A 12,052-nucleotide genomic window follows, 5' to 3' on the forward strand; every position below is an offset into this window, starting at 1 on the left:
CCCCGCACCGAGGCACCCACACCGAACCGGGCCGGCAGTCGAGAGCACGCCACGCGACGAAACACACGGGGGACCACCGGATGACCAGCGCATCGACCCGCCTCACCGCGGAACTCGCGCCCTACGCGCTGATCCGCGTGGCGGCGCTGCCGCATCCCGGGCCGGCGCCGTCGGACTTGCGGGCCGCGCTGGACGCCGTCGTCGCGGCGGAGGCGCGGATCTCGGCGATGGCGGCCGACCTCGCGGACGCGTTGCACGACAGCGCCGACACCCACTCCCCCGGGTTCCACCGACGCGTCGTGCTGCCGTTGCGGCGGGCCGTCCACAATGGACGCCCGCCCCGGCCCGCGCCGCCGGCGGAGCTGGGCTCGTTGCCCGACCGGGTTCCCCTGCTGGCGCGCTGGCTCGACGCCCACGCCGCACTGGCGACCGCGGTCGACGCGGTGCGCAGGGCCTGGCCCGTCGATCTGGCCGCGTCACGGGCGTGGCTGGCGCGGGTGTGCTCGACCGGTGAGCTGCGCCGGGCGAGCGTGCTGACCGGCGCGGACCTGTTGCACGGCGTCGACCGGACCGCGGCCGGACGCGGTGAGCCGGATCGCAAGGCGCGCAAGGCGGAGGCGACCGTGCTCCGGTACGCGCTGCGCGCCACCGCCAAGACCAGCCCCCTGTCCTGGTACACGCACGTCGGGTGGGGCACGTGGGCGGACGGGCCGTGGCCCTCGTTCGAGGTCGAGCCCGTGTCGCACCCGGCGGTGAACCGGCTGCTGCCGGACCGGATCGTCGCGGCGATGGGCCCGGTGCTCCCGCACCGCCTCGCGCCCGGCCTGCGGGAACGTGACGGCCGCGTGCTGTTCCGCCGTGACACCCCGGTCGCCGGCGGCCGGCGGGCGCTGGTGACCAGGGAAGAGGAAGTCGACGTGGCCGCGACCGGGCCGCTGCGGTTCGTCATCGCGACCGTGCGGGACGCCGGGCCGGGAGGGGTGCGGCCGGAGGCGGTCGCCGCGGCGTTGGCGGCGAGGCTGTCGGCGGTGGACGCCGCCAAGGCCGCGGACTACGTGGCGAAGATGCGGGACATCGGCCTGTTGGTGCCGGTGTCCCCGTTCGACCCGCAGTCCCCGGACGCGATCGGATCGCTCGCAGGCCTGCTGCGGTCGCACGACGAGACCGCCGCCGCCGAGGTGACGCGCCTGGCCGAGGCGACCGCCGCGTTCGGCACGGCCGACCCGCCGACCCGGGCCACCACCCTCGCCCACCTCGCCGAGGGCTGGCGCGGAGTCGGCGAGCGCCTCGGCGCGGACCTGTCCGGCATACCCCCGGTCGTGGAGGACGTGCTGCTGCCCGAACCGATCCCCGTCCCGCCCGGCGCGTCCGCCGCACTGGCCCGGCTGACCCCGCTGCTGGTGGCCTTCGACCAGCAGGTCCTGCTCCGCAGGCTGGCCAGGACCCGCTTCGTCGAACGGTTCGGCGAGGGCGGCACGGCATCGCTCGCCGACTGCGCGGTCCCGCTCGGCCTGGCCTGGCGGGACTCCACGCGGATCGGCGAGGTGCGCGACCCCGAGGTCCTCGCCGTGCTCGACGCCCGCGCCAAGCTCGCCGACCAGGTCCACGACGGCACGATCACCGACCACGTCCTGGCCACCGCCGCCGACCTGCTGCCGTCCTGGGCGACCCGCAGGCCCGGTTCCCACGGCTTCTTCGTCCAGCCCACCGCCGACGCCCGCCTCGTGGTCAACCGCGTGTACGCCGGGTTCGGCAAGTTCACCAGCCGCTTCCTCGACCGGTTGCCCGGCGCGCGCGACGCGGTCACCGCCCAGGTCGGCCGCCACCTGCCCGACCTGGCCCAGTTCCGCCCGGTCCGGGGCTTCAACGCCAACCTGCACCCGCTGCTGGACGCCCGGGAGATCGGCGAGGACGCCCGCTGGGCGGACCTGCCCGCCGACGAGATCGACGTCCGGCACGACCCGGACGCCGACGAGATCCGGGTGACCCACCGCGGCGCCCCGCTCGACGTGCTGTACTTGGGCTTCCTGGTGCCGCCGGCGCTCCCCGACCGGCAGATCCCGCTGTACTCCGACCTGGCCTGCGGCTGGGTCGACCTGGACCCGCTGCGCCCGTCCGCGGTGGACGGGGGTGTCACGGTCCGGGGTCGGCTGACCTACGGGGACGTGGTGCTGGCCCGTCGCTCGTGGGACTTCCCCGTGCCACCCGACATCGGCGCCGAGGACCAGGCCGCCGTGGACACCGCGCGGCTGCGCGCCCGACACGGCCTGCCCGAGCACGTCTTCGTGGGGCCGGACCTCGGACCGATGTCGGCCGACGTCTACGAGCGCACGCTCGCCGCGGGCAAACCGCAGTACGCCGACCTCGGCGACGCGCTGCACCTGCGCTGCCTGCCCCGGCTGCTCTCCCGGTTCCCCGAGGGCGTCCGGCTGACCGAGGCACTGCCCGTGCCCGGCGCCGGGTCACCGAACGGGCGGGTGGTCGAGCTGATCGCGGAAACGTACTGGAGGGCAGTGTGACCGACGTCGTCTGCTACTACCGTGACCCGGTGAAGGCGCCACTGCTCCGGGAGGCGGTGCTGCCGGCACTCGCGGCGGTGGAGCGCACCGGCGCCACCGGCCACGTGGAACGCCACTGGCTGCACGGCCCCCACCTGCGCATCAGGCTGGACGGCCCCGAGGAAGCGGCCGAGTCCGTCGCGGACGGGCTGCGCTCGTACCTGTCCACCCATCCCTCCACAGTGGACATCCCGGACGCGGAGCTGCTGGCGCAGGCCCGGCACAACGGCGTGGCCGAGCTGATCCGGCCACCCTACGAGCCGATCCACCCGGACAACACGGTGGTGGTCGAGCCGACGGACCTGACCGACATCCGGGGGCTGCTCGGCTCGGACGTGCTGGTGGGCCTGCGCACGCGGTGCCTGCGCCTGGGGATGCCTGCCGTGCGGGACGCGGTGGCGGGCGACGGCACGTCCGCCTCCCGCGTCCACCTCGCCCTGACCGCGATGGCCGCGCACGCGAGCCGCTACCCGGCCGGGCTGGCCAACGGCTACCACTCGTTCCTGTCCCACCTGGAGGACTTCCTGCTGCACAGCGATCCGCGAGGTGTGCTGCGCGCCCGGTTCGACCAGGTGTGGGAGCGCAACGCCGACGAGGCCACCCAGACCGTGCGCGATGTCGCCGAGGGCCGGACGGCGACGCCGTGGACGACGTGGACCCTCGACACCCGCGGGCTGATCGAGGAGGTCTTCGACCGGGGCGAGCTGCCCACCGAGCGGCCGACGCTGCACGGCGAGCGGGCCGTGGAGCTGGGCGCGGAGAACGCGATCCGCCGCTGGCACCCCGACCACCGCGACTACCAGAGCGAGTACCACCGGCAACTCCAGGCCGTCGACCTCGACCACCCGCTCTACCAGCGACCCGTCACCGTCTACCGATTCGGGACCAACATGCTCTACCAACTGCTCGCGGTGTGCGACGTGACGCCGGTCGAGCGCTACCTGGCGGCGAACCTCGTCGCGCGGGCCGCCCAGCGGATCACCGGGGTCGGCTGGTCCGAGCACATCGCGCGGATGGCCGAGGTGACGCGGTGAACGACGTGCTGCTGCGCTTGCGCCCCATCGCGCACGCCACCCCCACGGCGACCGGCCTGCACGTGCGCGGGTGGAAGTCCAGCTTCACCCTGGACGGCGGCAAGGGCCTGTGGACCATCTGGGAACGCCTGGCCGGTCCGCTCGCCGACGGCGTGCCGCCGGAGCAGCTGGCCGTCCCGGAGAACGCGTCGCCGGCCGTGGCCAAGGCCCTGGAGCTGATCATCACCCAGCTGTGGGAGCACGACCTGCTGGTCGAGGTGCCCGCGTCCTGGGGCGACGAGGCGCCTCCCGCGGAGATCGCGAGTTGGCTGGAGTCCGTCGCCGCGGCGCCGTTGGAGTCGTGGCGGCGGCTGAAGGCCGCGACGGTCACCGTGGCGGGCGAAGGCGCGTTGGTGGGAGCGGCGGTCCGTGCGCTCACCGCGTCCGGGCTGGAGACCGTGGTCGAGCCCGGCGCGGGGCTCCTGCTCACCGCCGGCGGTCACGCCATTGCCGCCGGGTGCGCCGAGGACGTGGGTTTCGTGGTCGCGCCGGGCTCGCGGGCCGACGTGCTCGCGGACGCGTCGGCGGTCGCCGACCGGCTCGCGGGGGCAGCGGGCACGCCGCCCGAGGTGCTGGCCGCGCTGCTCGGCTCGGCCGCCGCGCACCGGCTGGTGTGCGCGGTGGGCGGTCTGCCCGACCCGTCGGTGGAGGTGGTGAACATGTGGCAGGACGTGCCGCCGCCCGGCCCGCCGCACCAGGCGGTGCTCGTCGCCCGGGTCGACCCGCTGCGCGCCGACTACCACCCGTGGCTGTCCGAGGTCCGGCCGTGCGAGCCGAACGGGATGCTGCTGGAAGTGCTGGGGGACGCCGAACTCGGCCCGGTGGCGAAACCGGAGCCCGGCGACCTGCCGCAACTGCCGGTCAAGCTCGCCGCGTCCGGTGACGTGGTCGGATTCGGCACGACCGAGCACGCGGCGCGGCTCGACGCCCTGATCCGTGCCGCGCGGGACCTCGCCCCCGAGGGCGCGGTCCTGGGCGTGGACCGCACGCACGCCTTGGGCCTGGCGCTGCGCACGGCCGCGCGGGACCTGCCGGGCACCCCGGTCGACGAGGACGAGTGGCTCGCCGACCCGACCGCGCGGCGCTGGTGGAAGGCCGTCACACTGCGGTTCGGCCTGCCCGCGCGGGTCGAGGTGACGAGGCTGCGCCACCGCGTGGTCCGCGCCGTCGTGCGGCTGGGTGGGCAGGTGCTGTCCTGGGCGGTGGAGGCGGACGCCGCCGACGCCGTGGCGTTCGCCGCGCTGGCCGCCGCCGGCCGGGCGCAGGCCGGGCACGACGACACCGTGGTCCTTTGTGGAGCGATGCCGGTCGCCGCCCCGGAGGGCGTCGACGCGCCGTGGACGAACCGGGACTGGTTCTGGCCCTTCGGGGTCCGGGACGGCGAAGAGGCGTTGCAGCACGACCTGCGGGCGCTGCTCGCGCCGGCCGAGGTGAAACCGGTGAGCCTCGGCCCGGTGTTGGACGCCGCCGGCGTGGTGGCGTTCGCGGTCCCGGAGGTGAACCGGTGACGGTGCTGGAACTGACCCGGTACACGATCGGCGACCTCGACCGGATCAGCGGGGCCGGCGCGGACGAGCCCGTGCTGCCGATGCGCCACGACGGCGGCCTGCTGCTTCTCGGGCCGGTGTTCGGCGGCGGCACTGGCGGCGGCGGTGCCGGCGGCGGCGGTGCTCGTGGCAGTGGTGGCGGTGGCGGTGTGTGCCTGCGCTGCGCCGAAGACGCGCGGCTCGCCACACTGGGCAGGTCCGTGCCGCGCCGCGACGAGGGCATGCGCTTGGGCGGCCTGTGTTCCCCCGCGCTCAAGCCCCTGGTGGACGTGCTCGTCGAGCGCGTGCTGGCGGATCCGGACGCGTACCGCGACGTCGTGCTGGCCGTGCGGACCGACCTGGCGACGGTCGCGGAACACCGGGTGCGGCCCCGGTCCGGTGGCTGCCCGGTGTGCGGGCCGCTGCCGGAGGACTCCCCCGACGCCGCGACGGTCGTCCGCACGCCGGTCCCGGTGGTCCCGGGCACGCTGCGGGGCGCCAACCCGCGCACCGACGGCGACGCGCTGCGGGAAGCGCTGTTCGACCTGCGGCACGGCCCGGTCGGCGGGCTGTTCCGGATCGGCGACCTGCCCCTGGCGGCGGTCACCGCCGAGATCGTGCCGGACGACCAGGCCGGACAAGCCGGTTTCGGCCGCACGGGCGACTACGCCGGAGCCGAGCGGGTGGCGCTGTTCGAGGCCGTGGAGCGGCACGCCGGGATGCGGCCCCGTCGCGTCACCACGGTCCTGGTGGCCTCCTACGCCGAACTCGGGGAGACCGCGCTGGACCCGACCCGGCTGGGGCTGCCCGACAACGAGTCACCGCACACCGTCGAGTACCACCCCGACGTCCGGACGCGGTGGGTGCACGGCTGGTCGTACACGCACGCCAAGCCGGTCGCGGTGCCCGAGCACGTGGCGTACTGGGGCATGGGGCACGACGCGGGCCCGAGGTTCGTGGACGAGACCTCCAACGGCTGCGGCACGGGCAACAGCCCCACCGAGGCCGTGCTGTACGGGATGTTCGAGATCGCCGAGCGGGACGCGTTCCTGACCGCCTGGTACGAGCGCAAACGCCTGCCGCGCCTGGCCGTCCGGGACGGGTTCGTCCTGCACCTGGCCGACCGGATGGCACAGCTGGGCTACGACCTGGAGTGCTTCGACGCCACCAACGACCTGGGCGTGCCCTCGGTGTTGTCCCTGGCCCGCTACACCGGCCGCGACGAGCTGCCGCCGAGGGCGTTCTTCGCCGCCGGCGCGGGCCTGGACCCGGACGCGGCGATGCGCTCGGCGGCGGCCGAAGTGGTGGTGGACGTCGAGTCGGCGGCCAAGCAGCACCGCGCCCGTCCCGACGTCCACGACCGGGAACGGCTGTTGGAGCTGCTCGCGACACCGGAGCTGATCCGCACGATGGAGGACCACGTGGCCGTCAACGGGCTCCCGGAGGCCGCCGGCCGGTACGACTTCCTCGTGCCCGGGACACCGGTCGACCCGGTGGTCCCGGACGTGCCGCGGGACGACCTGGACGCGCTGCTGGAGCACTACGTGCGCACGTGGGCCGCACTGGACCTGGAGGTGATCGCGGTGGACCAGACGGACCCGGTGTGGCGCGACCGGCTGGGACTGCACTCGGCGAAGGTCGTCGTGCCCGGGACCGTGCCGATGTCGTTCGGCGAGCGCAACCGCCGCACGCGCGGCATACCCCGGCTGCGCCCGGTCGGTCCCCCGTTGCCCCACCCGTTCCCGTGACCGCCGCCGACGCGCTCGCCACCGCCTACGCGCACGGGCCGGGCCGGGTGGTGGAGCGAGGGCGACCCGCGCCGTTCCAGCCCTCGGCGGGACCGCGGGTACCGTTCGCCGCCCTGGCCGCCCAGGGCCGTTTCGGCGCGGCGCTGGGACGGCTGCTGACGGAAGTGGCGACGCCGCTGCGGTGGGAGACGTGGAACCAGTACAACGACCACCGCGGCTACCCGTCGGCGCGGGCCGCGTTCACGGTGGACCTGGTGCTGGTGGTCGGGTCGCGGCGGTGGCCGCTGGACCCGGTGCGGCGGGCGACGATCGGCGCGCGACCGCCCGTCCTGGACGGTCCGGTGCGGCTGGAGCTCGTGCGGCGGCGGGACCGCCTGTCCGAGGGCTACCGGGAGTTCGGCGACGTGCTCACCGAGCTGGAGGTCGGCCACGTGGCGGCGGCCCTGGTCGAACACGCTCCCCGGCACGGGCTGACGGCGTGGGCCTCGGGGCTGTCCGTGACGGTGTCCCCGGACCGCGAGACCGGTGAGCCGGTACCACCGCTGCCGCCGCGCAGCTCGGGTTTCGGGCCGTGCGGCATCTCCGCCGACCCCAGGCCGCTGCCCGCGAGCGCCGTGCACGCCTTCGTGGCGGCGATCACCCGTCCCCCGGCGGGCTCGCCGGTGCGCGACGACCTGCGGCACCGGCTGGCGGTGCGCAACGTCGAAGGCCTGGTCGACGGCTGGTACGCGGTGGACGGCCTGCGGCTCGTCGAACCCGGCCAGGCGCTGGAAGACGTGCGCCAGGTGTTCGGGCACCCGCCCGACACCATCGACGTGGCCCGGATGAACCTCGCGCTGGTGACGACGGGCGACCCGGCCGCGGCCGTGGCGTCGGACGGCCCGGACGGCTATCGCGCGCTCCTGCGCGCGGCCGGCGCGACGGCGCAGCACGCATGCACGGCTGCGGCGGGCGCGGGGATGTTCTGCCGGCCCGCCCGCAGCGTGTTCGACGGCCCGCTGGAAGCGCTCGTGCGGGCGCCGGCGTCGCACTCGCTGCTGTACCTGCTCGTGGCGGGCCGCCCGCGCGGCACGGGTTTCCCCTACGACCTGAGCCCGCTGGAGGCGTGATGACCTGGACCAGCCTGCACGTCCGGCTGTCGTGGGCGACCGAGCACGTCGACGCGTTCATCGCCGACACGCTCGCGCCGGCGCTGGCCGAGCACCGCGCGGCGGGCCGGATCGCCGACTGGTTCTACCTCCGGTACTGGTCGACCGGCCCGCACCTGCGCGTCCGGCTCCGCGACGCGACCACGGACCTCACCGCGCAGCTGCGCGACCTGGTCTCCGGCGCGGACTTCCCCGAGCTGTCGGTCGACCCCGAGCGGTTCTACACCGCCCTCGGCACGTCGGGGGACGACTGGCTGCCGCACGGCGACGTGCGCGAGGTGCCGTACGAGCCCGAAGTGCACCGGTACGGCGGACCGCGGGCGCTGCCGGTGGCAGAGGAGGTGTTCTGCCGCGGCACCGAGGTCGCGGTGGCCGTGCTGCGCGCCGCGCGGACGCCCGGCGCGAAGATCAGCGCCGCCGTGGAACTGGTGATGGCCACGACCATCGCGCTGAAGATGGACCGCCCGGCCGCGGCGTCGTGGTTGCGCACGCTCGCGTCCGGGTGGCGGCAGGGCCACGAGCCGTCCGCGCCGCCGACGCTGCGCTCACACGTGGCCGCGCGGCAGCTGCACGAGCGGCGGGCGGCGGAGCTCAGCGCCCGCTGGGACCGGCTGGAGTCCCATTCGACCGGCGCGGTCGCGTTCTGGATGGACCAGGTGCGGCCGGACCTGCCGTCGCACGTGTGGGCGTCGCAGCTGCACATGCTGCTGAACCGGCTCGGCATCGGCTCCGAGGAGGAGCGCACGGTGTGCTGGCTGGTCGCGCAGACCGCGGGCTCCCCGGACGGCGTCACGCCGTTCCACGAGGACGGCGCGTCCGCGCCCGACCGCCGGTACCTGGAGGCGAGCAAGTTCCTGTCCGGTGTGGAGGAACAGGGACCGCGCAAGGGCGTGGTCCCGTCCCGACCGCCGGTGCTGCCGTGGCACGAGGTCGTGCCGCTGCCGGAGGCCCGTGTTCCGCCCGGTTCGCTGGCGGACGCGCTGGCCGACCGCCACACCTCGCGTGGCGAGCAGTTGGCCGAACCGCTGTCGGCGGGACAACTGGCCACCCTGCTGTGGACCGCGCAGGGCGCGCTGCCCGGCGGGCGCAGGCCGTACCCGAGCGCGGGCGCGCTGCACACCGCGAGGCTGAGGTTGATCGCGTGGGAGGTGTCCGACCTCGCGCCGGGCGTGTACGACGTCGACGAGGCGCGACGGGTCCTGGTGCGGATCGCACCCGCACCGTCCACATCGGAGGTCACGCTGACGTCGATGTGGTTCGGCCCGCGCGAGGACGGCGTCGTGCTCACCACGACACCCGCGCTGCTCGCCCTGTACGTGCGGGTGGGCGAGCTGCGCCGGTTCTACGGCCTGCGGGCGCTGCGGCTGACCCTGGTCGAGGCGGGGCACCTGGCCCAGAACCTCGCGCTCGTGGCCCAGTCGGCCGGGTTGTCGCTGGGGATGATCGGCGGGTTCTACGACGACATGGCGCACGACGTGCTCGGGTTGGACGGCGTGAACGACGTGCTGGTCTACCTCCTGCCGGTCGGCTCGGACCCCACGTCGGTCCGGAGCAGTGCCCCCGCCGACTTTCACCGTTCGGGCCCGTGATCGGGCCGCCGTCGCAGGACGGGCACGAGCGCGAGGGCCGGGACCAGCGCCAGCGGCACCACCAGCAGCGCCGCGAGCACCCCGACGCGCGCGCCGAGGAGGCCGACGACCGGCGGTCCGGCCAGGAACGCGGTGTACCCGATCACGGCGACCACGCCGACCCGGGCGGCCGTGCGGGCGTCCCCGTCCGCGGCGGCGCTCATCCCGACCGGGAAGCCGAGCGACGTGCCCAGGCCCCACAGCGCCACGCCCGCGACCGCGGCCACCGGTGACCCGCTCAGCACGACCAGCGCCACACCACCCGCGGCCAGCAGCATCGTGGTCGCCACCACCGGCACCCGGCCCCACCGGTCCAGCGCCCGCGTGCCGACGACGCGGCCGAGCGTCATCGTCGCGACGAACACGCCGAACACCACCGCGCCCGCGGCCGGACCGAACCCGTAGCCGTCGACGAACGCCACCGCGACCCAGTCGTTCGCCGTGCCCTCGGTGAACGCCAGCACCAGCACGAGCAGCCCGATGAGCAGGGTCCGGGGCTCGCGCCACGCCTCCAGGACACCGCTGCCGCCGCGCTCGGCGTCACCGCCGAACCGGAACGACCGCACGGCGACCAGCGTGCCACCCGCGACGACGGCCGCCACGGCCACCAGGTGGGCGGTGACCGGCAGCACCGCGGCGGCCACCGCGGCCAGTCCGGCGGCGACGACCGTGCCGAGGCTCCAGATGGCGTGGAAGCGCGGCATGACCGTCCGGCCGAGCAGGCGTTCCACGGCCGCGGCCTCGACGTTCATCGCCACGTTGCACGTGCCCGAGCCGTAGCCGAGGACGAAGATCCCGACGGCCGTCGCGGGCGTGGACGGGAAGGTCCCGGTGGCGACGCCTGCCACCGCGAGACCGGTCGCGACGCCGAGCACGGACACCCGCGCCGCGCGCCGCGGCCCCAACCGGTGGATCACCTCGCCCGCGGTGAGCATGGCCAGGAACGCGCCCGCCGACATCGACAGCAGGAGCAACCCGAGGGCGCCGGCGTCGAGGCCGAGCGCGTCGCGGGCGGTGGGCACGCGGGCGAACCACGACGCCACCGCCACGCCGTTGAGTCCGAAGGTGACGGACACCCCGGCGACGGCGGCGCGGACGTGGTGACGGGCAACGGTGACGGTCAACGCGACCCTCCTTCGCAGTCGCCCCCGACCGCAACCGTGGAAGCGCTTCCACCGCAAGTGCCGGCAGACTGGCCGCGTGATCCGCACCCCCACGCTGGCGGACGTGGCGCGACACGCCGGCGTCTCCCCCGCGACCGCGTCACGCGTGGTCAGCGGGCGGGGGCCGGCGTCACCCGAGGCACGCCGCCGGGTCGCCGCCGCGGTCGCCCACCTGGGATACGTGCCCGACGCCGCCGCCCGCGCCCTCGCCACGCACGGCGGCACCCGGGTCGCCGTCGCCGTGATCAGCGGCACGCCCACCGCGCTGACCGACCCCTACGTGGGCCGCGTGGTCGCCGCGACGGCCGAGGTCGCCGCCGCACGTGAGGTGGGCGTAGCGCTGCACTGGCTCCCGCTGCACGACCCGGCCGCGTTGGCACGCCTCGCACACGGCCGCGGGATCGACGGCGTGGTGCTGGTCAACCCGACGAAGCCCGCGCTGGAGCTGCTGCCGAGGTCCGCGCGGGTCGCCGCCATCGGCGCCGGGTCCCGGCAGGTGCCCGCGTTCGACGTGGACAACCGCGGCGGCACCACCGGGGTGCTCCGCCACCTGGTGGGCAGCGGCCGGCGCCACGTCGCGATGGTCACCGGCCCTTCGTGGCTGCCGTGCGCCGAACGAGCGGTGGACGCCTACCGGCGCGTGGCGCGCGAGAACGGCTACGAGGTCCGCCTGGTCCCCGGCGACTTCACGACGACCCGGGGCGCCACCGCGGCGGCCGAGATCATGGCCCGGTGGCCGGACACGGACGCGGTGTTCGCATTGGGCGACCTGGCCGCCCTCGGCGTCCTCGACGGGTTGCGGGTGCTGGGCGTGGAGGTGCCGGGCGACGTGGCGGTCGCCGGTTTCGACGACATCGCCTTCGCCCCACTGAGCCGCCCGACCCTGACCACCACCACGAACCCGGTGGAACAGATAGCCGCCCACGCCGCCACCGCCGTACTCGACCGACACCCGACCAGCCCGTTGACACTCTTCCCCTCCACGCTGGTGGTGAGGGAAAGCACCTGAACGCCCAGTCCGACACCAAACACCCGACCAGGCGCCTCTTCCGCCGAAGGCGCGTCGCTCTTCCGCCGAAGGCGCGTCGCTCTTCCGCCGAAGGCGCGTCGCTCTTCCGCCGAAGGCGGCACGCTCTTGCGTTCCGCCAAGCGGCAGCGACCACGGGAAGGGCCTCGGTTTCTTTCCCCGTCCGGCCTGGGCGAAGCCC

General features: G+C 75.4%; 8 protein-coding genes. 7 read left to right on the top strand and 1 reads right to left on the bottom strand.

The window, feature by feature from the left end; all coding sequences use genetic code 11:
- Positions 1–80 precede the first annotated feature (80 nt).
- The 6 genes from WBN91_RS04305 to WBN91_RS04330 are packed head-to-tail and all read left to right on the top strand — an operon-like array spanning position 81 to position 9,642.
- Positions 81–2,519: a lantibiotic dehydratase gene (locus WBN91_RS04305; protein WP_337723169.1), complete on the top strand. Its 2,439-nt coding sequence runs from the start codon at positions 81–83 to the stop codon at positions 2,517–2,519.
- Positions 2,516–3,592: a hypothetical protein gene (locus tag WBN91_RS04310; RefSeq protein ID WP_337723168.1), complete on the top strand. Its 1,077-nt coding sequence runs from the start codon at positions 2,516–2,518 to the stop codon at positions 3,590–3,592. The genes WBN91_RS04305 and WBN91_RS04310 overlap by 4 nt, the downstream gene beginning before the upstream one ends.
- On the top strand, positions 3,589–5,139 hold the full coding sequence (locus tag WBN91_RS04315; RefSeq protein ID WP_337723167.1) for a hypothetical protein: 1,551 nt from the start codon (positions 3,589–3,591) through the stop codon (positions 5,137–5,139). Before WBN91_RS04310 ends, WBN91_RS04315 begins: the two co-directional genes overlap by 4 nt.
- Positions 5,136–6,905 carry a YcaO-like family protein gene (locus WBN91_RS04320; RefSeq protein ID WP_337723166.1) on the top strand — a complete coding sequence of 590 codons (1,770 nt, stop codon included), beginning with the start codon at positions 5,136–5,138 and terminating at the stop codon, positions 6,903–6,905. Before WBN91_RS04315 ends, WBN91_RS04320 begins: the two co-directional genes overlap by 4 nt.
- Positions 6,902–8,014 (top strand): hypothetical protein, encoded by a 1,113-nt coding sequence (locus tag WBN91_RS04325; RefSeq protein ID WP_337723165.1) that lies wholly within the window; start codon positions 6,902–6,904, stop codon positions 8,012–8,014. Before WBN91_RS04320 ends, WBN91_RS04325 begins: the two co-directional genes overlap by 4 nt.
- Entirely contained in the window at positions 8,014–9,642 is a 1,629-nt protein-coding gene (locus WBN91_RS04330; protein WP_337723164.1) for a thiopeptide-type bacteriocin biosynthesis protein, read from the top strand. Before WBN91_RS04325 ends, WBN91_RS04330 begins: the two co-directional genes overlap by 1 nt.
- On the opposite strand, the gene WBN91_RS04335 is transcribed toward WBN91_RS04330, so the two are convergent.
- Positions 9,624–10,805, bottom strand: coding sequence for an MFS transporter (locus WBN91_RS04335; protein WP_337723163.1), 1,182 nt, complete (start codon positions 10,803–10,805; stop codon positions 9,624–9,626). The two genes, WBN91_RS04330 and WBN91_RS04335, sit on opposite strands and share 19 nt — an antisense overlap.
- Positions 10,806–10,881: 76 nt before the next feature.
- On the opposite strand from WBN91_RS04335, the gene WBN91_RS04340 reads away from it, so the two are divergent.
- Complete coding sequence (locus tag WBN91_RS04340; RefSeq protein ID WP_337723162.1) at positions 10,882–11,853, top strand: LacI family DNA-binding transcriptional regulator; 972 nt, start codon at positions 10,882–10,884, stop codon at positions 11,851–11,853.
- Positions 11,854–12,052: the final 199 nt, after the last annotated feature.

Origin of the sequence: Saccharothrix sp. CCNWYY140, assembly GCF_037401995.1 — a bacterium.
Taxonomy (GTDB): Bacteria; Actinomycetota; Actinomycetes; order Mycobacteriales; family Pseudonocardiaceae; genus Actinosynnema.